The organism is Endozoicomonas sp. ALD040 (assembly GCF_049275945.1).
In the GTDB taxonomy this organism is placed as follows: Bacteria; Pseudomonadota; Gammaproteobacteria; order Pseudomonadales; family Endozoicomonadaceae; genus Endozoicomonas_A.
In genome coordinates this window covers 3,648,538-3,672,971 of record NZ_CP184829.1, presented here as the reverse complement: position 1 = coordinate 3,672,971, position 24,434 = coordinate 3,648,538, and the positions used below count along the sequence as shown (strand labels likewise).

Sequence of the window (24,434 nt, the reverse complement as noted above, 5' to 3'; positions counted from 1 at the left end):
ACCAGAAGACAAGGACGGAGTTATCAGACACTCACTCTCTGCGGCGCCGATTTTGCTGCTAATGTTGTCTGTCACTTCCCAGACCGAAATGTTGACAGACCGTTATAGTGTTGAACTTCAACAGCATGCAAGTTCTCCAAATCAGGGCTTTTCTATAAACTCTGTTACCAGTACACTGTCGTATTATATGTCAGACTTAGTCGATTTCAACGGCTATTCAACCTCAAGTTCGCCACCTGATGAAAAACGACACATATACACCACAAACCTGCTGGCTGCATGCAAACTGATCCTGACCATCAAAGAAGCTCCACAATACTCACCCTCTTATTCACGGTTTTCTGTAGAAGTGATTGTCGCTGTCGATTGGCTTTTAAAAAGCTATTGGAACTCCGACTCATCACTGTTTAAACCGATTGAGCACATGGCGTCTTTGACAATCATCACTGCAATGTTTGGCTCTGGACATAACACACCGCAATACCAGCCATCAGGATCATCTGGCCAGAGAGCCTCAAAGGCTGCTCGCCAGGACACAGATTATTCCACAAGTCTCTTATATTCTGGCTCTGGCAGCGGTAACGACGGCCCTCAACAACACCTGCATACCATGGGTTTAAATTGTTACGTTTATCCTTGTCATGGTGTTTGTAGCTACCGACTCTCTGCTGATAGCAGAGAGTCAATTGAATGGCTGCCGAATTCTGATGTAAGTGCGACAGGCCACATGTGGGCAACTCCCCGACAGAGCTCATGTCCTCATTTGCCCAGTGGCTACTGCCATCACTGTGTAAGCCATTTTAACCCTGTTAACGCTAAAGATTCCGCACAAAGATCGCTTATCGAACTATGGAATGATTTTTCTGACGTTCAACCCACCCTCTATTCTGGCCAACCATTTGAGTCTAATTCGCATGGCATTGGTTTCAACCCAGACGGGTCACTGAATAATGAAGTACCAATGCACAGGAATTTGCTCTCCAGCGTTGATAATTATGCGGCCATTGACAGACTTCCCGAGACAGATAGTTTTCTTGAAGAAGCCGGAATGTCCATTACGCTTAACCATTCGGCAACAGAACAAAAAAACACCGGATCACCCCAATTGAGTCAGAACCAACCTCACCTTTCTCAGACAGATGCATTACGAGTCCAGGTAGCAGAGAACGACTGCACTGGGCAGACAACTTGTGACGAGATCGTGTTCGAGGAGGATGGCCAGCAGCGACTATGCGGGAGGGCCTACAAGAATTACAAGTCTCTGGCATCTCACAAAAGCAGAATCCACACCGGGCAAAAAAACTGTTACATGGCCGTGGTCAATAAAGATGGCCAAACACAACCATGTGGGAAGGTCTTTAAGAATGCCGGCGCCCTGGCATGTCACAAAAACAGATACCACAACACGAAGCAAACCAGTATTGTTACTGTGATCGGGGAGGATGGCCAGCACCAGCTATGCGGCAAGCTCTACCCAACTGCCCACGCCATTTCGATTCACAAAAGAAGAGTCGAAAGGAAAAGAAATACCTGTAATGTGGCCCTGGTTTCAGAAGATGGCCTGCAGCGGCCGTGCGGGATGCTCTTCAAGAATGTTCAATCTCTGTCGGTTCACAAAAATAGATACCATACCGGGCAACAAGCCTGTGACGTGATCGTGGTCGGAGAGGGTGGCCTGCAGCGGCCATGCGGGATAGTCTGCAAAAATACTCTATCCCTGTCAGTTCACAAAAGTAGATACCACACCGGGCAAAAAACCTGTGACGTGACCATGATTGGAAAGAATGGCCTACAGCAACCGTGTGGGATGATCTTCAAGAATGCTCAATCTCTGTCGTCTCATAAAGGCAGAGCCCACAGTAAGCAAAAAAAAATTTGTGACGCGACCCTGGTCGGGGAAAATGGACTGCAACGACAATGCGGGTTAGTCTGCAAAAATGCTCCATCTCTATCAGTACACAAAAGCAAATATCATCGCAGACAACAAACCTGTAACGAAATCGTGGTCGGGAAAAATGGCCAGCTGCGACCATACGGGAAATTCTGCAAGAATGCTGGTGTCCTCCGGGATCACAAAAAAACACATCGAAAGCGCCAGTCTGTTGATGCGAATCAGGACAATGACTCCGATTCTCAAGAAGGCAAAGTAAACAAAGCAAAATGAATTAAATAACGATCTGATACTCATCCTCTCAAACACATTTATTTTCTTGATCTATCCTTCATCTCTGTGAACCATAATACAATGATAGAATTATTAAACACTCACTCTTTAAAACACTGCTGTTGTTACTTTCGCTATCTATCGTCTGTCAGGCAAAACCGTTGACAAGACGTACTGTTGTCGAGCTTGGACAAGATGCAGACTTTCCAAACCAGAGCTTTTCTATAAAGCTTAAGCTGAACACGTTGCCGGGTAGCCCTTCAGTCATTGCTGACAATAACAGCTATGAAAGACCAGATTCGCCGCCTGATAATAATCGACAAGAATCGTTCGGTTACGAAATAAAAACGGCCATCATTAACTTGAGTTCCTGGCAGTTGCTTTACGCTACTCACCTTCTGGTTGCGTTCGAACCGATCCTTACCACCAAAGACGCCCCTCCATGCGCCACCCCTTATTCATGGCTACTTGTAGAAGTGGTCATCACTGTCAACTGGCTTCTAAAGAACTATTGGAATCGCGACTTATTGCAGTTTAAGCCGATTAAACACCCAGCGACGTCTGCAGCCATCACTGCGATGTTTAGCCCAGGACACAATCCATCACAAACTCAACAATCAGAATCGTCCTGCCGGAAGCCCTCAAAGGCAGCTACCCACGCCAAAGGCTATTTCAATAGACTGCTATATTTTGGCTCTGCCGACGGTAACGGAGACCCAAAACAACAACTGCATACTATGGCTTTCAGTTGCTACGTCTATCCTTGTCATGGTGTTTGTAAATACAATCCATCTTACGCAACGACACTCGAACAAAGCTCATGCCCTCATCTGACCAGTGAATACTGCTATAGTTGCGTAAGTCATGTTAAACCTGTTAACGCTACAAATATCGAACAAGAATCGCTTTTCGAACTATGGAATGATCATTCTTACATTCAGCCCCTATTCGATTTTGACCAACTATCCGAGCCAAATCTGCATGACATTGATGTCAACCCGACCGAACCACCCGACCACGAATTACCAATGCCCGGGAGTCTGCTCTCCGGCATCGATAATTTCGCAAACAATAATCGGCCATTCTGTGTAAATAGTTTTCTCAAAGGTATAAGTATTCCCGTTAGGGTTAACCATTCAGAAACACAACAAAAAACCACCGAATCATCCCAATCGGATCAGAACCATCCTCATCTTTCTCAGACAGACGCAATCCAGTTGCAGCCAGCAATTAACGACCACACCAGGCAGATAGCTTGTAACGTGACCGTGGTTGAGGAGGGTAACCAGCCGCGACCATGCGGTGTAGTCTGCAAGAATGTCAAAGCTCTGAGATGTCACAAAAGCAAGTACCACACCGGGCAAAAAACCTGTGACATAACAGAGGTTGGGCAGGATGGCCTGAAGCGGCATTGCGGGACGGTCTGCAAGAATGCTCAATCCTTGTCGTCTCATAAAAGGAGAGCCCACAACCAGCAAAAACAAACCTGTGAAATGGGCGTGATTGGGGAGGATGGTCTGACACGGCCATGCGGGAGAGTCTGCAAAAATGCGCCGTCTCTGGCGGTTCACAAAAGCAGATACCATACCGGGCAACAAATTTGTGATGCAGCCGTGGTCGGGGGGGATGGCCAACAGTGGCCATGCGCGATGATCTGCAAGAATGCTCAAACCCTGTCGGATCACAAAAGAAGAGACCATAGCAGGCAAAAAGCCTGTGGCATAATAATGGTTGGGGACAATGGCCAGTGGAATATATGCGGCAAAATCTACAACAATCCTTATGCTCTGTCGGCTCACAAAAGAAAATATCACCCCAGGCAAAAAACCTGTTACGTGAAAGTATTCGGGCAGGATGGCCTGTCGCAGAGATGCGGGTTGGTCTGCAGCAGTGCTCTGGCCCTGTCATATCACAAAAAAACACATCGAAAACGCAGCACTTTTAATATCAGTGACGACAAGTAACTCAGCCCCTGATCTGACACTCCCCATTCCATAAAGTTGTGCCCCTTACAGCCTTAGTTTTTTAATAGAGTTTTTTAACATAAGGTCTTTGACAGATAAACACTCTTATTTTCTTGATCTATCCTTCCTCTCTGTAACCCGTAACACTAGGATAAAATTATTAAACACGCATCCCTTGTAACCCTGCACTTGCTGGTATTTTTCTTATCTGTCTTCTGTCAGGCTGAAACATTGACAAGACGTTTTATTGCCTTGCCTGAACAGGATACAGGTTTTCCAAATCAGAACTTTTCTATGAAAAATAACCGGCGTACTTTGTCAGGCAGCCCATCAGACATTGACGACACACCCAGCTACGCAGGATCTGATTCGCCGCAAGATCAAAAACGACACGAACCTGGCGGTTATAGAGTAAAAACGATAATCATTGAGTCGACTTCGTGGCAATGGTATTACGTCACTCATCTGCTGGTTGCTTTCGAACTGATCCAGACCAACAGAAACATCCCTCTAAGCTCTCACAGTTATTCATGGGTACCTGTAGAAGCGTTTTTCACGGTTGGTTGGCTTTTAAAAAGCTATTGGAACCACGGTTCACCGCTATTTAAACCAATTGAACAACAGGAGGCGACATCTGTGCTGACACAGGGGGATCAGTCGTTTGCGATCACCACCATGATGTCTGGCTCTGGACATCAACAACAAGGCCAGTCATCAGAATCATCTGTCCAGCAAGCTTCACATTTCTCCACCCTGCCTACAGACTATTTCACAGGTCTCATGTATTTTGACTCAAGCGGAGGCAGGGGGGGCTCTGGACTATACTCACACACCTTTGATCTAAATTGTTTCGTCCATCCATGTCGTGGCGTTTGTCACTTGCGATCATTACCCTTTCACCACTTATATTCTTTATACGGTTTTTTTGGTTTATCCGATTCATCTGACTCATCTGACTCATCTGACTCATCTGACTCATCCGATTCATCTGACTCATCTGACTCATCTGACTCATCTGACTCATCTGACTCATCTGACTCATCTGACTCATCCGATTCATCTGACTTATCCGATAGCGAAGAGCTGAATTCCGAAGAAAGTTCGACAGGGCACGCAGAATATAATTGCAACTATATGGACGGGGTCGCATCACAGTCAGTAGATGCAGAGAAGAACGATAAAATTGGCCCTGCCGGGCAGGTCATCTGCAACCTGATAGTGGTTGGGGAGGACGGCCGACAGAAGCTATGCAGGAAAGTCTGTGAGAATACTCGATCCCTGTCGTCTCACAAAAGCATATACCACTCCGGGAATAAAATCTGTAACTTTACAGTGACCGGGAAGGATGGTCAGAAGCAGCCATGCGGGTCAGTCTTCAAGAATGCTAAATCTTTATCATCACACAAAAGCAGATATCACTCCGGACAGAAAATCTGTAAAGCGATCATTGTCGGGAAGGACAGTCAGAAGCGGCCATGCGGGGTTGTCCTAAAAAATGCTCAATCACTGTCTGTACACAAAAGCAGATACCACAGCGGCCAAAAAATCTGTAGGTTCACCGTGTTTGAGGCGAACAAGCAGCCGCGACCCTGTGGAAAACTCTGCAAGAATGCTAAGGCCCTCTGGGATCACAAAGGAAAATACCACTCCGGGCAAAAAACCTGTAACTCTAAATTGATCGGGGAGGATGGTCAGCAGAAACTGTGCCTGATGACCTTCAGAAATTCCAGAGTCCTGTTGGATCACAAAAACAGATACCACTCAGAGCAAAAAAGCTGTGACTTCACTGTGTTCGCAGAGGATGGCCAGCCACAGCCATGCGGGAAGATCTGCAAGAATACCAGAGTCCTGCTTGATCACAAAAGAAAAGAGCACACTGGACAAAAAACCTGCGACTTGACATGGGTCGGGGAGGATGGCCAGCCGCGTTCATGCGGGAAGCTATGCAAGAATGCTAAAGCCCTGTCGGATCACAAAAGCAAACAACACAGCAGGCAAAAAATCTGTGGCGTAACCATTTTCCCAGAGCACAGCCGACCTCGGGCATGCGGGAAGATCTGCAAGAGTTCTCAGGCCCTGTCAGCTCACAAAACCAGAGCCCACAGCGGGCAACGAACCTGTGACCGGACCGTGATCGGTGAAGATGCTCGTCCACGCCCGTGCGGAGAGGTCTGCAAGAGTTCCAGAGCCCTGTCAGATCACAAAAGAGACAAGCACACAGGGCAACAAACCTGTTACGCGACCGTGGTCGGAGAGGATGGTCGGCAGCGACCATGCGGGAAGGTATTCAAGAATGCTCGAACCCTTTCGAATCACAAAAGAATACACCGTAAACGCATGCCTGTTAATGTGAACCTGGACAATGACCTCATTCCTTGAACTGATAACCCCCCTCTTAGAGGGAAAGACAAAACAATAAACTTATTTCTTGATCTATCCTTCCTCTCTGTAAATCAGAAGACAGGGATAGAATTATTAAACACTCACTTTTTTTGGTACTGCTATTGCTGTCGTTGTCTGTCATCTGCCAGGCTAAGCCGTTAACAAGGTGCTTTGTTATCGAACTTGAACAGAATGCAGATTTTTCAAACCAGAACTTTTTTATAAAGCTTGACCGACGAACATTGTCAGACAACCCGTCTGACATTGCCGAGACTAATGGCTGTATAGAACCCGGTTCACCGCCTGATAAAAAACGACACAAACCTGACATTTACGGTATAAAGACGCCCCTGATTGAGTCGATTTCCTGGCAATGGCTATACGCTACGAATCTGCTGGTTGTTTATGAACTGATCCTGAACACCAAAGACACCTTTCAATGCCCAACCCTGTATTCATCGCTACCTCTGGAAGCGGCCATCACTGTCGGCTGGCTTTTAAAAAACTATTGGAACCTCGACTCACTGCGGTTTAACCCAATTGAACAACAAGAGGCGAATCAAAATCACCCGTTTGCCATTACCACTATGATGGCTGGCTCTAAACAGAATCAACCTCAATATCAGCCATCACAATTATCCGGTCAGCATACCCCAAAGGCCAGTACTCATATTACAGGCTATTTCACCAGCCTTCTGTATTCTGACTCTGGCAGTGGTAATGAAGACCCTCAACAATACCTGCACACTCTGGGTTTAAATTGTTTTATCTATCCCTGTAACGGTGTTTGTCGATTCCGACAATCTTCCGATCCGTCCAATAGCGTAAACGGGGTCGCCTCAGAATCAATGGTTGCAGGCGCAGCCGATACAACTCCCCCCGTCAGAAAGACAACCTGCAATGTGATCCTGATCGGAAACGATGGCCAGTTGCGACAATGTGGGAAGTTTTTAAAGAATAAAAAATCACTTTGGACTCACAAAAAAAAATGCCATACCGGGCAAGAAACCTGTGACGTAACATTATCAGGAGAAGATGACCAGCCGCGCCCCTGTGGAATGGTCTGCAGTAATGCCAAAAAATTGGCATCTCACAAAAAGAGATTCCATAGTGGGCAACAAACCTGTAACTTGACCGTGCTCGGGGAGAATGACCAGCTGCAGCCTTGCGGGAGGGTCTTCAAGAATACACAAACACTCTTATCTCACAGAAGGAACATCCATTCCGGGCGACAAACTTGTGAAATAACCATGGTCGGGGAGGATGGCCAGCCACAGCCTTGCGGGAAAGTCTACAAGAATATTCAAGCCCTGTCGTATCATAAAAGAAGCATACACAGCGGGCAACACATCTGTAATGAAAAGGTTGTCGGGAAGGATGGCCAGCCATGGCCGTGCGGGGAGATCTGCAAGAGTGCTCAAGCCCTGTCGAATCACAAAGCCAGATCCCACACCGGGCAAAAAACCTGTAACGTGGCCGTGGTCGGGGTGAATGGCCAGCTACAGCCTTGCGGGAAGGTCTTCAAGAATGGACGATCACTGTCATGTCACAGAAGGTGCATCCACAGCGGGCAAAAAACCTGTGACTTGACCGTGCCCGGGGAAAATGACCGACCACAACCATGCGGGACGCCCTGCAAGAATGCTCAGGCCCTTCGGGATCACAAAAGAAAAGCTCACACCGGACAACAAACCTGTGACTTGACCGTGCTCGGGGAGAATGACCAGCTGCAGCCTTGCGGGAAGGTCTTCAAGAATACACAATCACTGTCATCTCACAGAAGATGCCACCATTCCGGGCGACAAACTTGTGGAATAACCATGGTCGGGGATGATGGCAAGCCACGGCCTTGCGGGAAAGTCTACAAGAATATTCAAGCCCTGTCGTATCACAAAAGAAGCATGCACAGCGGGCAACTCATCTGTAATAAAAGCGTTGTCGGGGAGGATCGCCAGCCATGGCCGTGCGGGAAGACCTGCAAGAGTGCTCAAGCTCTGTCGGATCACAAAGCCAGATACCACACCGGGCAAAAAACCTGTAATGAGGCCGTGATCGGGGTGGATGGCCAAACATGGTCGTGCGGGAAAATCTGCAAGAGCGTCAGAGCACTGTCGGATCACAAAAGAATACATCGAAAACGCAAGCCCGTTGCTAATTACCGGAACAATGACCCCACTCATTGAACTGCCCCCTCTTTGATGAGGAAATCAACACACTTATTTTCTTGATCTATCCTTCCTCTCTGTAAATCAGAAGACAGGGATAGAATTATTAAACGTTCACTCTTTTCGGTATTGCTGTTGCTGTTGCTGTTGTTGTCTGTCATCTGCCAAGCTAAGACGTTAACAAGGTGCTTTGTTATCGAGCTTGAGCAGAATTCAGATTTTTCAAACCAGAACTTTTGTATAAAACTTGACCGACGAGCATTGTCAGACAACCCGTCTGACAATGCCGTTACTAGTGGCTGTATAGAACCCGGTTCACCGCCTGATAAAAAACGACAAAAACCTGACATTTACGGTATAAAAACGGTCCTGATTGAGCCGATTTCCTGGCAATGGCTATACGCTATGAATCTGCTGGTTGCTTATGAACTGATCTTGATCACCAAAGACACCTTTCAATGCCCAACCCTTTATTCATTGCTACCTCTGGAAGCGGCCGTCACCGTCGGCTGGCTTTTAACAAGCTATAGGAACCTCGGCTCATCGCTGTTTAACCCAATTGAACAACAAGAGGCGAATCAAAATCACCCGGTTGCGATCACCACTATGATGGCTGGCGCTGAACATAATCAACCTCAATTTCAGCCATCACAATCATCCAGTCAGCATACCCCACAGGCCAGTACTCATATTACAGGCTATTTCACCAGCCTTCTGTATTCTGACTCTGGCGGCGGTAATGAAGACCCTCGACAATACCAGCATACTCTGGGTTTAAATTGTTTTATCTATCCCTGTAACGGTGTTTGTCGATTGCGACAATCTTCCGATCCGTCCAATAGCGTAAACGAGGTCGCCTCAGACGAGGTCGCCTCAGACGAGGTCGCCTCAGACGGGGTCGCCTCAGACGGGGTCGCCTCAGACTCGATGGCTGCAGGGGCAGTCGATACGACTCCCCTGGTCGGACAAACAACCTGCAACATAATCCTGATCGGAGATGATGGCCAGCTGCGACAATGTGGAAAGTTATTAAAGAATAAAAAAGTACTTTGGTCTCACAGAAGCAAATACCATACTGGGCAAAAAACCTGTGACCTAACATTATTCGGCGAAGATGGCCAGCCGCGCCGCTGCGGGAAGGTCTACAAAAGTGCTCAAGCCTTTTCTGAACATAAAAGCAGAATCCACAGTGGAAAAAAAACCTGTGATGTGACAGAAGTGTCGAAGGATGGTCAGCATCGACCATGCGGTAAGGTCTGCAAAAATTCCACAGCCCTGTCGAATCACAAAAGAATAGCTCACTCGGGACAACAAACCTGTGATGCCAACCTGGTTGGGGAGGATGGCCAGCTATACCCATGCGGGAAGCTCTGCAAGAATGCTAAAACCCTGTCGAATCACAGAAACCAATATCACACCGGGCAAAAAACCTGTGACGTAAAAGTCGTCGGAGACGATGGTCAGCCTCAGCCATGTGGAATGGTCTGTCAGAATGCTAAAGTTCTGTCGGATCACAAAAACAGCTTCCACACCAGTCAACAAAGTTGTGATGCGAGCGTGGTTGGGGACGACGGCCAGCAACGGCTCTGCGGGAGGGTCTACGGGAGTGTTCGATCTCTGTCGGTTCATAAAAGCAACAGCCACACCGGACAAAAAACCTGTGCCGTAACAGTAATTGGTGAGGATGGCCAGCCAGGGCCGTGCGGATTGGTCTGCAAGAATCTTAAAGCCCTGTCGAATCACAAAGCCAGATATCACAGCAAGGAAAAAACCTGCAAGGAGACCGTGTTCGGGTTAGATAGTCAACCGCGGCCGTGCGGGAAAGCCTGCAAGAATGTCAAAGCCCTGTCGGACCACAAAAGACAACACCGTAAACGCAAGCCTGTTAGAGTGAACCGGGACAATGACCTCAGTCCTTGAACTGATAACCGCCCCCTTAATGGGAAAGACAAACAAACACACTTATTTTCTTGATCTATCCTTCCTCTCTGTAAACCAGAAGACAGAGACAGAATTATTAAACACTCACTCTTTGCGGCACTTCTGTTACTGTCGTTGTCTGTCATCTGCCAGGCTAAACCGTTAACAAGGTGCTTTGTTATCGAGCTTGAACAGAATGCAGATGTTTCAAACCAGAACTTTTTTATAAAGATTGACCGAGGGACATTGTCAGGCAACCCGTCTGACATTACCAATACAAACGGCTTTAAAGAACCCGGTTCACCACCTGATAAAAAACGACACAAACTTTACATTTACGGTATGAAAACGACCCTGATTGAGTCGATTTCGTGGCAATGGCTACAGGCTACGATTATGCTGATTGCTCATGAACTGACCCTGACCACCAAAGACACCTTTCAATGCCCAACCCTTTGTTCATGGCTACCTCCGGAAGCGGTTATCGCTGTTGGCTGGCTTTTAAAAAACTATTGGAACCCCGACTCACCGCTGTTTAACTCAATTGAACAACAAGAGGAGAATCAAAATCACCCGTTTGCCATTGCCACTATGATGCCTGGCTCTGAACAGAACCAACCCCAATATCGGCCATCACAATCATTGGATCAGCATACCCCACAGGCGACTGCTCATATTACAGGCTATTTCACCAGCCTCCTGTATTCTGACTCTGGCAGCGGTAATGAAGACCCTGAACAACACCTGCACACTTTGGGTTTATATTGTTTTATCTATCCTTGTAACGGTGTTTGTCGATTTCGACAATCTTCTGATCCATCCAATAGCGTAAACGGGGTCGCCTCACACGGGGTCGCCTCAGACCCAATGGTTGCATGGGCAGCCGATACAACTCCCCCTGTCGAACAAGTAACCTGCAACGTGATCCTGATCGGAGATGATGGTCAGCCGCGCCAATGTGGGAAGGTGGTAAAGAATAAAAAAGTATTTTGGTCTCACAAATACAAATACCATACCGGGCGAAAAACCTGTGGTTTAACATTATTAGGAGAAGATGACCAGCCGCGCCGCTGTGGGAAAGTCTGCAAAAGTGCTCAAGCCTTGTCTGAACATAAAAGCAAAGTCCACAGTGGGAAAAAAACCTGTGACTTAATAGAAGTAGCGGAGGATGGCCAGCTGCGACCATGCGGCAAGATCTACAAAAGTGCACAACTCCTCTCGACTCACAAAACCAAATACCACACCAGGCAAAAAGCCTGTGACGTGGCAGTAGTCGGCGAGGATGACCAGCTGCGGCCATGCGGGATGGTCTGCAGTAATGCCAAAAAATTGGCCTCTCACAAAAAGAGAGTCCATATCGTGCAACAGATTTGTAATGCGACAGTGATCAGAAAGGATGGCCAGCCGCGACCATGTGGGAGAATCTGCAAAAATCCTAAAGCCATGTTGGAGCACAAAAGCAAATTCCACAGTGGGCAACGAACCTGTACTGCGACCGTTATCGGGGAAGATGGCCAGCAGCGACCGTGTGGGGAGATCTGCAAGAATGCGCGGAGCCTGTCGTATCACAGAGGCAAATACCACACCGGGCAAAAAACCTGTGACCTGACAATAATCAGTGAGGATGGCCAGCTAAGGCTATGCGGATTGGTTTGCAAGAATATTCAAACCCTCTGGACTCACAAAAGGTATGTCCATAACACACAGAAAACCTGTGATGTCATGGTGGTTGGGAAGGATGGCCAGCTGCAGCCTTGCGGAAAGATCTTCAAGAACGCAGATTCACTGCCATCTCACAAAAGCGCCTACCATTCCGGGCAACGAACCTGTGAAATAACCATGACCGGAGAGGATGGCCAGCCAAGGCCATGCGGGAAAGTCTGCAAGAATATTCCAGCCCTGTCGTATCACAAAAGAAGCGTGCACAGCGAACAACAAGTCTGTAATGAAACCGTGGTCGGCGAGGGCGGCCAACTGCGGCCATGCGGGAAGGTCTTCAAGAATGCAAATTCACTGTCATCTCACAGAAGCGCGATCCATAACGGGCAAAGAACCTGTGAAATAACCATGATCAGAGAGGATGGCCAGCCACGGCCATGCGGGAAAGTCTGCAAGAATATTCCAGCCCTGTCGTATCACAGAAGAAGCGTGCACAGCGAGCATCAAGCCTGTAATGAGACCGTGGTCGACGAGGGCAGCCAGCCGTGGCCCTGCGGGAAGATCTGCAAGAATGCTCAAGCCCTGTCGAATCACAAAAACCAATATCATACCGGGCAAAAAACCTGTGATGTAAGAGTCGTCGGGGAGGATGGCCAGCCACGGCCATGTGGAGTGTTCTGTCAGAATGCTAAAACTCTGTCGAATCACAAAGCCAGATACCACAGCGAGGAAAAAACCTGCAAGGAGACCGTGGTCGGGTTAGATGGTCAACTGCGGTCGTGCGGGCAGATCTGCAAGAGTGGCAGAGCCCTGTCGGACCACAAAAGAAAACACCGAAAACGCAAGGCTGTTAATGTGAACCGAGACAATGTCCTCACTCCCTGAACTGTGCCGCCTTTCATGAGGAAGCCACAAAAACACACTTATTTTCTTGATCTATCCTTCCTCTCTGTAAACCAGAAGACAGGGACAGAATTATTAAACACTCACTCTTTGCAGCACTTCTGTTACTATCGTTGTCTGTCATTTGCCTGGCTAAACCGTTAACAAGACGCTTTGTTATTGAACTTGAACAGAATGCAGATTTTTCAAACCAGAACTTTTTTATACAGCTTGACCGAATAACATTGTCAGGCAACCCGTCTGATATTGCCGATACAAACAGCTATGCGGAACCTGATTCAGCGCCTGATAAAAAACGACACAAACCTGACAATGACGGGATGAAAACCACCTTTCAATACCCAACCCTTTATTCATGGCTACCTCTGGAAGCGGCCATCACTGTCGGCTGGCTTTTAAAAAGCTACTGGAGCCTCGAATCACCGCTATTTGACCCAATTGAACAACAAGAGGCGAATCAAGATTACCCGTTTGCCATTACCACTATGATGCCTGGCTCTGAACAGAGCCAACCTCAATATCAGCCATCACAATCATCGGGGCAGCATACCTCACAGGCCACTCATCCTATTACAGGCTATTACACCAGGCTTCTGCATTCTAACTCTGGCAGAAGAGATGAAGACCCTGAACCAGACCTGCATACTTTGGGTTTAAATTGTTTTATCTATCCCTGTAACGGTGTTTGTCGATTTCGACAATTTTCCGATCCATCCGATAACGTGAACGGGGTCGCCTCAGACGGGGTCGCCTCAGAGTCAATGGTCACAGGGGCAGCCTATACAACTCCCCCTGTCGGACAGGTAATCTGTAACGTGATCCTGATCGGAGATGATGGCCAGCTGCGACAATGTGGGAAAGCTTTAAAGAATAAAAAAATACTTAGGTCTCACAAAAGCAAATACCACACTGGGCAAAAAACCTGTGACGTGACATTATCAGGAGAAGATGACCAGCGACGCCCCTGTGGGAAGGTCTACAAAAGTGCTCAGGCTTTGTCTGAACATAAAAGCAAAGTCCACGCCAGAAAAAAAACCTGTGACTTAACAGAAGTAGGGGAGGATGGCCAGCCGCGAACATGCGGGAAGACCTACAACGGTGCACAAGCCCTCTCAATTCACCAAACCAAATACCACACCGGGCAAAAAACCTGTGAAGTAACCGTGGTCGGGAAAGATGGCCAGCCGCAGCCGTGCGGGAAGGTCTGCAGTAATGCAAAAAAATTGGCATCTCACAAAAAAAGAGTCCACAGCGGGGAACAAACCTGCAATACGACCGTGATCAGTGAGGATGGCCAGCCGCGAACATGTGGGAAAATCTGCAAGAGTCCTAAAGCCCTGTCAGAGCACAAAAGCAAGTTCCACAGTGGACAAAGAACCTGTAACGTGACAGAGACAGGAGAAGATGGCCAGTCACGACCCTGCGGAATGGTCTGCCCGAATGCTATAACCCTCTTGAGACACAAAAAAAGAACCCACGGTGGGCAACGAACCTGTGCTGCGACCATTACCGGGGAAGATGGCGAGCAGCGACCGTGTGGGAAAATCTACAAGAGTGCGCAGAGCCTGTTAAATCACAAAGGCAAATACCACACAGGGCAAAAAACCTGTGTCTTTAAAGTCGTCGGGGAGGATGGCCAGTTATGGCCATGTGGATTGGTCTGCAAGAATGCTCAAGCCCTTTGGACTCACAGAAGGTACATCCACACCAGAGAGCAAACCTGTGATGCCAACGTAGTTGGGGAGGATGGCCAGCTGCACCGATGCGGAAGGGTCTGCAAGAGTGTGCAGAGCCTGTCGAATCACAAAAACGCATACCACACCGGGCAAAAAACCTGTAACGTAAAAGTCATCGGGGAAGACGGCCAGCCACGGCCATGTGGAATGGTTTGTCAGAATGCTAAAGTCCTGTCGAATCACAAAGGCAACTTCCACACCAGTCAACGAATTTGTGAAGCGAGCGTGTTTGGAGAGGACGGCAAGCAGCGGCGATGCGGGAAGGTCTTCAGAAGTGCTCAATCTCTGTCGGTTCATAAAAGCAACAACCACACCGGGCAAAAAACCTGCCACTTAACCGTGCTCGGGGAAGATGGACTGCCACAACCATGCGGGGCTATCTGTAAGACTGCTCAGGTCCTGTTGAAGCACAAAAAAATGGCTCACACTAGCCAACAAACCTGTGACCTGGCTATGCCGGGGAAGAATGGCCAGCTGCAGTCTTGTGGGAAGGTCTTCAAGAATGCACAATCACTGTCATCTCACAGAATCACCATCCATTCCGGGCGAAAAACCTGTGAAATAACCATGATCAGTGAGGATGGTCAGTCAAGGCTATGCGGGAAAGTCTGCAAGAATATTCAAGCCCTGTCGTATCACAGAAGAAGCGTGCACAGCAAGCAACAAGTCTGTAATGAAACCGCAGTCGCCGAGGACGGCCAGCCGCAGCACTGCGGGGAGGTCTGCAAAGATGTCAAAGCCCTGTCGGACCACAAAAGAAAACACCGTAAACGCAAGCCTGTTAATGTGAACCGGGACAATGACCTCACTCCTTGAACTGATAACCGCCCTCTCAGTGAGAAAAGCAAAAAATACAGTTATTTCTTGATCTATCCTTCCTCTCTGTAAATCAGAAGACAGGGATAGAATCATTAAACACTCACTCTTTGCGGCACTGCTGTTACTGTCGTTGTCTGTCGTCTGCCAGGCTAAACCGTTAACGAGACGCTTTGTTATCGAGTTTGAACAGAATGCAGATTTTTCAAACCAGAACTTTTTTATAAAGCCTGACCGACAAATATTGTCAGACAACCCCTCTGACTTTGACAATACAAACGGCTATACAAAATCCGGTTCACCGCCTCATAACAAACGCCACAAAACTGACATATACGGGATCAAAACAACCCTGATTGAGTCTATTTCCCGGCAATGGCTAGACATTACCAATCTGCTGGTTGCTTATGAGCTGATCCTGACCACCAAAGACACCTTTCAATGCCCAACCCTTTATTCATGGCTACCTCTGGAAGCGGTTATCACTGTCGGCTGGCTTTTAAAAAACTATTGGAACCCCTTCTCACCGTTGTTTAATCCAATTGAACACCAGGAGGCGAATCAAAATCACCCGTTTGCAATCACCACTCTGATGCCCGGCTCTGAACAGAACCAACCTCAATATCAGCCAACACAATCATCGGGTCAGCATGCCCCACAGGCCACTACCTGTGTTACAGGCTATTACACTAGCCCTCTGCATCCCGACTCTGGCAGCGGTAATCAAGACCCTGAACAAGACCTGCATACTTTGAATTTAAATTGTTTTGTCCATCCCTGTAACGGTGTCTGTCGATTTCGACAATCTTCCGATCCATCCAATGAGGTAAATGAGGTCGCCTCAGAACCAATGGCTGCAGGGGCAGCCAATACAACTCCCCCGGTCGGACAAGCAACCTGTAACGTGATCCTGATCGCAGATGATGGCCAGCTGCGACAATGTGGAAAGGTCTTCAAGAATAAAAAAGTACTTTGGTCTCACAAAAGCAAATACCATACCGGGCAAAAAACCTGCGACATAACATTAGTCATCAAGAATGGCCAGCCGCGCCTCTGTGGGAAGGTCTGCGAGAACGCTCAAGCCCTGTCGAATCACAAAATCTCTTGCCACTCCGGGCAAAAAACCTGTGTCGTGATTGTGTTCGGGGAGGATGGTCAGTCAAGGCCATGCGGAATGGTCTTCATGAATGCCGCAGCCCTGTCGAGTCATAAAAGGAGCGTCCACTGCAGCTTAAAAACCTGCGATGCCAACCTGGTTGGTGAGGATGACCAGCTTTACCCATGTGGGAAGGTCTGCAAGAGTGCACAAGCCCTGTCGTGTCACAAATACAGATACCACAGCGGGCAAAAAACCTGTCGCGTAAGAGTCTTCGGGGAAGATGGTCAGCCAAGGCCATGCGGATTGATCTGCAAGAATTCCGGAGCCCTGCTCAATCACAAAAACAGCGTTCATGCTGAGCATAAAACCTGTGATGCGGCGGTGATCGGCGAGGATGGTCAGCTAAAGCCTTGCGGGAAGGTCTTCAAGAATCCACAATCACTGTCATCTCACAGAAGGTGTATCCACAGCGGGCAAAAAACCTGTGACTTGACCGTATTTGGGGAGGATGAGCAACCACAACCATGCGGGACGCTCTGCAAGAATGCTCAGGCCCTTCGGGATCACAAAAGGCTCGTTCACACCAGACCACAAACCTGTTATGCCAACGTGGTTGGGGAAGATGGCCAGCTGTACCCATGCGGGAAGCTCTGCAAGAATACTCAAGCCCTGTCGACTCACAGAAACCAATACCACAGCGGGCAAAAAACTTGTAACGTGACAATCGTCGGGGAGGATGGACAGCTGCGGCCATGTGGAGTGGTCTGCAATAACGCCAAAAAATTGTCCTCTCATAAAAGCAGAGTCCACAGCGGGCAACAAATCTGTTATACGACCATGGTAGGAGAAGATGGCGAGCTGCGTTCATGCAGGAAGGTCTGCAAAAGCACTCAAGACCTGTACGTGCACAAAAGCACAGTTCACACCGGACAGAAAATCTGTAACCTGACACTAGTCGGGGAGGATCGACAGCCACGGCCATGCGGAGTGGTCTGCCAGAATGCCAGGGCCCTTTCGAATCACAAAAGAATACATCGAAAACGCAAGCCTGTTGATTGGGACCGGAACGGTGACCTCACTCCTTGAACTGCCCCCCTTTCATGAGGAAGCCACAAAAGCACACTTATTTTCTTGATCTATCCTTCCTCTCTGTAAATCAGAAGACAGGGATAGAATTATTAAACACTCACTCTTTGCGGCACTTCTGTTACTATCGTTGTCTGTCATCTGCCAAGCTAAACCCTTGACAAGATGCTTTGTTATCGAGCTTGAACAGAATGCAGATTTTTCAAACCAGAACTTTTTTATAAAGCTTGACCAAGGAACATTGTCAGGCAACCCGTCTGACATTTCCGGTACAAACGGCTATAAGGAACCCGATTTACCTCCGGATAAAATACGACATATACCTGACAATTACGGGATGAAAACCACCTTTCAATACCCAACCCCTTATTCATGGCTACCTCTGGAAGCAGTTCTCACTGTCAGCTGGCTTTTAAAAAACTATCGCAACACCTACTCACAGTTATTTAATCCCGGTAAACAACAAGAGGCGAATCCTGACCACCCGTTTGCCATCACCTCTCTGAGGCCCGGCTCTGAACAGGACCAAACGCAATATCAGCCAACACAATATCAGCCAACACAATCATCGGGTCAGCTTCCCCCGCAGGCTACTACTCATATTACAGGCTATTTCACCAGCCTCCTGTATTCTGACTCTGGCAGCGGTAATGAAGACCCTGAACAACAACTGCATACTTTGAATTTAAATTGTTTTATCCATCCCTGTAACGGTGTCTGTCGATTTCGACAATCTTCAGATTCATCCAATAGCGGAACGCCTGTTTGTGAAAAAAGTTCAACAGACAACACTGGATCACCCCCCGTATCAGACTCATACCCTCATTGGGCCGATACAACGGCCCCTACCGGAGAGGCAACCTGCAGCGTGATCCAGGTCGGAGATGATGGTCAGGTGCGGCAATGCAGCAAGGTATTTCAGAATAAACACAAGCTGTCGCTTCACAAAGGCAAATACCATACCGGGCAAAAAACCTGTGTCGAAACATTATTCGGAAAAGATGGCCAGCTACGACCCTGTGGTAAGGTCTTCAAAAGCGGTCAAGCCTTGTCTGGACATAAAAGCAAAGTCCACAGTGGAAAAAAAACCTGTGATGTAACAAAAATCGGTGAGGATTGCCAGCCTGGGCCATGCGGATTGGTCTTCAAAAATTCCAGAGCCCTGTCAAGTCACAAAAGGTGCGCTCACACCAGGCAAAAAACCTGTGATGCCAACCTGATTGGGGAGTATGGCCTGCTGCATCCATGCGGGAAGGTCTGCAAGAATGCTCAAGCCCTGTCGAGTCACAAATACAAATACCACAGCGGGCAAAAAATCTGTAACCTGAGAGTCGTCGGGGAGTATGGCCAGCCACGGCCATGCGGGATGATTTGCCAGAATGCCGGAGTCCTGTCGACTCACAAAAGCAACTTCCACAAGGGGCAACGTAGTAGCTGTGATGTGAACGTGCCTGGGCAGGACGGCCAGCTGCGACCATGTGGGAAGGTCTTCAGGAATGTTCAATCTCTGTCGGCCCATAAAAGCAGCATCCACAGCGGGCAAAAAACCTGTCACTTGACCGTACCCGGGGAGGACGAGAAACCACAACCATGCGGGACGATCTGCAAGAATGCCCAGGCCCTGTCGGATCACAAAAGAAGAGCTCACACCGGACAACAAAGCTGTGACTTGCCCATGCTCTGTGAGGATGGCCAGCCGAGGCCGTGCGGGAAGAGCTACAAGAGTGCAAAAAGCCTCCTGGATCACAAACACAAGTATCACAGCGGGCAAAAAATCTGTATGGAAATCGTGATCGGGGTGGATGGACAGCCATGCCAGTGCGGGAAGGCCTGCAAGAATGCTAGAGCCCTGTCTGATCACAAAGCCCAATGCCACTCCGGGAAAAAAACCTGTAAGGAGGCCTTGGTCGGGATGGATGGCCAACTGCGGTCGTGCGGGAAGATCTGCAAGAGTCTCAAAGCCCTGACGGATCACAAAAGAATGCATCGAAAACGCAAACCTGCTAATGCGAATCAGGACAATGACCCCACTCCTTGAGCTGATAACCACCTCTGGTGTCAGAGACAAAAAAACACACTTATTTTCTTGATCTATCCTTCCTCTCTGTAAACCAGAAAGCAAGGATAGATTTATTAAACACTCACTTTTTGTGGCACTCTTTTTGCTGTCGCTGTCTGTCGTCTGCCTGGCTAAACCCTTGACAAGATGCTTTCTTATCGAGCTTGAACAGAATGCAGATTTTTCAAACCAGAATTTTTTTATACAGCTTGACCGACGAACATTGTCAGGCACCCCGTCTGACATTGCCGATACAAACGGTCATACGGAACCTGATTCACCACCTGATAAAAAACGACACAAACCATCCAATTACGGGATGAAAACCACCCTTATTGAGTCGATTTTCTGGCACTGCCTATACGCTACGAATCTGCTCGTTGCTTATGAACTGATCCTGAGCACCAAAAACATCTCTCTATGCCCAACCCTTTATTCATGGTTACCTCTGGAAACGGTTATCACTGTCGGCTGGTTTTTAAAAAATCACCCGTTTTCCATTACCACTATAATGAACGGTTCTGAACAGAACCAGCCTCAATATCAGCCATCACAATCATCGGGTCAGCATACCCCACAGGCCGCTACTCATATTACAAGCTATTACACCAGCCCTCTGTATTCTGACTCTGGCAGCGGTAATGAAGACCCTCAAGAACACCTGCATACTTTGGGTTTAAATTGTTTTATCTATCCCTGTAAAGGTGTTTGTCGATTTCGACAATCTTCCGACCCTTCCAATAGGGTAGACGGGGTCGCCTCAGACGGAGTCGCCTTAGACTCAATGGTTGCATGGGCAGCCGATACAACTCCCCCGGTCGGACAAGCAACCTGTAACGTGATCCTGATCGCAGATGATGGCCAGCTGCGACAATGTGGGAAGATCTTCAGGAATGCTGAATCTCTCTCGGTTCATAAAAGCAGCACCCACAATGAGCGAAAAACCTGTAAAATGGTCGTACTCTGGGAGGATGAACAGCCACAACCATGGGGGATTCACTGCAAGAGTGCTCAGGCCCCGCGAGATCACAAAAGAATAGCTCACACGAGACAAAAAACCTGTGACTTGACTGTGCTCGGGGGGAATAGCCAGCTGCAGCCTTGCGGGAAGGTCTTCAAGAATGCACGATCACTGTCATCTCACAGAAGCGGCACCCATACCGGGCAACAAGCCTGTGATATAAACGTGCTTGGGGAGGATGGCCAGCTGCATCCATGCGGGAAGGTCTGCAAGAATACTCATTCCCTGTCGAATCACAAAAGCCAATATCATACCGGGCAAAAAGCCTGTGACGTAAGAGTCGTCGGGGAGGATGGCCAGTCACGGCCATGCGGGACAGTCTGCAAGAATATTCCAGCCCTGTCGTATCACAAAGGCAAATACCACACCAGACAACAAAGCTGTGACTTGACCATACTCTGTGAGGATGGCCAGCCGCGGCCGTGCGGGATGACCTTCAAGAGTGCAAAAGCCCTCTTGGATCACAAAAGCAGATATCACAGCGGGCAACAAAACTGTCCCGTGACAGAAGTCGGGGAGAATGGACAGCCACGAACCTGCGGAATGATATGCAAGAATGCTAAAGCCCTATGGGATCACAAAAGCAGAGTGCACTCCGGGCAAAAAAACTGTGAAGAAAATGTGGTCGGAAAGGATGGTAAGCCGCAACCATGCGGGAAGCTCTTCAAGCATGCTATGGCCCTCTCGAATCATAAAAGAAGCGCCCACACCGAACAAAAAGCCTGTGAATTTACAGTGATTGGAGATAATGGCCAGTCGCGGCCATGCGGAGTAGTCTGCAATAATGCCAAAGCTCTGTCGAATCACAAAGGCAATTACCATACCGGGAAAAAAACCTGTGGCATCACTGTGCTCGGAGAGGGTGGTCAGCTGCGAAGATGCGGGAAGGTCTTCAAAAATGTATCATCACTGTCGTCTCACAAAAGCAGCGTCCACACCGAGCAGCAAACTTGCGAAGCTACTGTGATTGGGAAGAATGGCCAGCCTCTGCCATGCGGGACAGTCTGCAAGAATGCCAAAGCCCTGTCGAATCACAAAAGCAATCATCACACCGGGCAACAAACCTGTGAATTCATCACAGTCGGGGAGGATAACCAGCAGCGGCCGTGCGGTAGGATCTTCCGCAGTATTGCGTCTCTGTCGGCTCACAAAAGCAAATATCACACCAGACAAGAAACCTGTGACTTAAACGTGCTCGACAAAAATGGTCTGTTGCGACCATGCGAGAAGGGCTGCAAGAATACTCAAGCCCTGTCGAAGCACAAAAGAACACATCGAAAACGCAAGTCTCTTGATGCGGACCGGAACGATTACCTGACACTTTGAACTGAAACCGGCCCTTTCATTGGGAAAACACAAAAACATACTTACTTGCTTGCTTGATCTATCCTTGCTCTCTGTAGACTTGAATACAAGAATAGAATCATTAAATACTCACTCTTTGCAGCACTGCTGATACTGTCGCTGTCTGTCACCTGCCAGGCTAAACCTTTGACAAGACGTTATATTGTCGGGCTTGAACAGAATGCAAATTTTCCAAACCAGAACTTTTTTATAAAGCTTGACCGAAGGGTATTGCCAGGCAACACAACGGACATTGTCGACACAAACGGCTATGCAGAACCCTATTCACAGCTTGATGACAAACGACACAGACCTGACAGCTACAGGTTGAAAACGTTCTTCATTCAGTCAATTTCGTGGCAGTGGTTTTATGCTACGAATCTGCTGGTTGCTTATGGACTGTTTCTGACCACCAATGACATCCCTTTAAGCTCAAGCCCTTATTCATGGATACCTGAAGAAACAGTTATCGCTTTGGGTTGGCTTTTAAAAGTCGATTGGAATCCCTATTCATCCCTGTATAACCCGATTGAACCACAAGAAGCGAGTCAGCCCCCCCCGTTTGCAATTTCCGCTATGATGGCTGGCTCTGAACATGCTCCGCAACAAGGCCAACCATCAGAATCACCCGGCCAACAGCCCCCCGCTCATATTAAAGGCTATTTCTACAGCCTCCTTTATTCTGACTCTAACGACGGTAACGAAGACCCTGAACAACACTCGCATACTTTAGGTTTAAACTGTTATATCTATCCCTGTCATGGCATTTGTCAATTCCGACAATCTTCCAATCCATACAATAGCGGTGCGTTGGCTTTTGAAGAAAGTTCGACAGACCACACAGAGACAAACCCAGAACCAGACTCATGTCCCTATTCGGCAAATACACACTACTATCTTTATAAATTTGAAGACGGGGTCGCCTCAGACGGGGTCGCCTCAGACGGGGTTTTCCTTAACCTAATGGGAGCAGGATCAGCTGATCCAACTCACCTTGCAGGGCAAACAAAGTGCAATGAAATAGTATCAGGGGAGGATGGCCAGCAGCGACAATGCGGGAAAGTCTGCAAAAATGCCAGAGCTCTGTCATCTCACAGAAGCAAGTACCATAGCGGAAAAAAAGCCTGTGACTATACGGTAACCGGCGAGGATGGCCGACCTCAGCCATGCGGATTGCTCTGCCAGAATAACAGAGCCCTGTACAATCACAAAAACACCGATCATATCGGACAAAAAACCTGTGGTGTGACTGTGGTCGGGGAGGATGGCCAGCAGCGACCATGCGGGAAAGTCAGCAAGAATGCTCAAGCCCTGTCATCTCACAAAAGCGCATACCATACCGGGCAAAAAATCTGTAATTTGACCGTGCTCTGGAAAGATGGCCAGCTGCGACTATGCGGTCAGGTTTTCAAGACTTCACGATCACTGTCGTTTCACAAAAACAGCGCTCACAGCGAGAAAAAAATCTGCGAATTTACAGTGATTGGAGATAATGGCCAGCCGCGACCATGCGGAACTGTGTGCAAGAATGCTGAAGCCCACTGGAGTCACAAAAACAGTTACCACAGCGGGAAAAAAACCTGTGGCATGACTGTCCTCGGGGAGGATGGCCAGCAGCGGGCATGCGGGAGGGTCTTCAAAAATTTAGCATTACTGTCGTCTCACAAAAGAGGCACCCACACCGGGCAAAAAACCTGTGAACTGAACCTGATTGATCAGGATGGCCAGCCGCAACCATGTGGAAAAGTCTGCAATAGTGCCAAAGCCCTCTCATCTCACAAAAGCAACTGCCACTCACGGCAAAAAGCCTGTGAACTGACTCTGGTTGATAAGGATGGTCAGCAGCGGGCATGCGGAAAGGTCTTCAAAAATTTAGCATCACTGTCGTCTCACAAAAGCAATTACCACTCAGGCCAAAAAACCTGTGAACTGCCCCTGATTGATAAGGATGGCCAGCCGCAACCATGCGGAAAGGTCTGCAAAAATGCTCAAGCCTTCTCGGACCACAAAAAAACACATCGGAAACGCAAATCTGTTAATATGAATCTGAACGGCCTCCCTTGATCTGACTCCCGCCCTTTCATACGAAAGACACAAAAACACTCTTATTTTCTTG

Annotated in this window: 11 protein-coding genes; all 11 read left to right on the top strand. The window is 48.2% G+C overall.

Annotation, left to right across the window (positions count from 1 at the left end):
* Positions 1 to 187: 187 nt before the first annotated feature.
* Positions 188 to 2,164 carry a hypothetical protein gene (locus tag ACOJUN_RS13410; RefSeq protein WP_422132446.1) on the top strand — a complete coding sequence of 659 codons (1,977 nt, stop codon included), beginning with the start codon at positions 188 to 190 and terminating at the stop codon, positions 2,162 to 2,164.
* A 161-nt stretch (positions 2,165 to 2,325) separates the two neighbouring features.
* The gene (locus ACOJUN_RS13405; protein WP_422132445.1) at positions 2,326 to 4,128 is read left to right on the top strand and encodes a hypothetical protein; all 1,803 of its coding nucleotides are present in this window, start codon (positions 2,326 to 2,328) and stop codon (positions 4,126 to 4,128) included.
* 231 nt (positions 4,129 to 4,359) lie between these two features.
* On the top strand, positions 4,360 to 6,507 hold the full coding sequence (locus tag ACOJUN_RS13400) for a hypothetical protein (protein WP_422132444.1): 2,148 nt from the start codon (positions 4,360 to 4,362) through the stop codon (positions 6,505 to 6,507).
* 134 nt (positions 6,508 to 6,641) lie between these two features.
* Positions 6,642 to 8,693 (top strand): hypothetical protein, encoded by a 2,052-nt coding sequence (locus tag ACOJUN_RS13395; RefSeq protein ID WP_422132443.1) that lies wholly within the window; start codon positions 6,642 to 6,644, stop codon positions 8,691 to 8,693.
* Between the two features lie 132 nt (positions 8,694 to 8,825).
* Entirely contained in the window at positions 8,826 to 10,595 is a 1,770-nt protein-coding gene (locus tag ACOJUN_RS13390; protein ID WP_422132442.1) for a hypothetical protein, read from the top strand.
* A 135-nt stretch (positions 10,596 to 10,730) separates the two neighbouring features.
* Positions 10,731 to 13,139 (top strand): hypothetical protein, encoded by a 2,409-nt coding sequence (locus tag ACOJUN_RS13385; RefSeq protein ID WP_422132441.1) that lies wholly within the window; start codon positions 10,731 to 10,733, stop codon positions 13,137 to 13,139.
* Between the two features lie 131 nt (positions 13,140 to 13,270).
* Positions 13,271 to 15,709, top strand: coding sequence for a hypothetical protein (locus ACOJUN_RS13380; RefSeq protein ID WP_422132440.1), 2,439 nt, complete (start codon positions 13,271 to 13,273; stop codon positions 15,707 to 15,709).
* A 133-nt stretch (positions 15,710 to 15,842) separates the two neighbouring features.
* Positions 15,843 to 17,894: a hypothetical protein gene (locus ACOJUN_RS13375; RefSeq protein ID WP_422132439.1), complete on the top strand. Its 2,052-nt coding sequence runs from the start codon at positions 15,843 to 15,845 to the stop codon at positions 17,892 to 17,894.
* A 157-nt stretch (positions 17,895 to 18,051) separates the two neighbouring features.
* Entirely contained in the window at positions 18,052 to 19,932 is a 1,881-nt protein-coding gene (locus ACOJUN_RS13370) for a hypothetical protein (RefSeq protein ID WP_422132438.1), read from the top strand.
* Between the two features lie 112 nt (positions 19,933 to 20,044).
* On the top strand, positions 20,045 to 22,300 hold the full coding sequence (locus tag ACOJUN_RS13365) for a hypothetical protein (protein ID WP_422132437.1): 2,256 nt from the start codon (positions 20,045 to 20,047) through the stop codon (positions 22,298 to 22,300).
* A gap of 165 nt (positions 22,301 to 22,465) precedes the next feature.
* Positions 22,466 to 24,382 (top strand): hypothetical protein, encoded by a 1,917-nt coding sequence (locus ACOJUN_RS13360; RefSeq protein WP_422132436.1) that lies wholly within the window; start codon positions 22,466 to 22,468, stop codon positions 24,380 to 24,382.
* Positions 24,383 to 24,434: the final 52 nt, after the last annotated feature.

Excerpts from the sequence above, each read along its gene's own strand:
- ACOJUN_RS13410 (WP_422132446.1), top strand. The coding sequence starts at position 188 with ATGTCAGACTTAGTCGATTTCAACGGCTATTCAACCTCAAGTTCGCCA.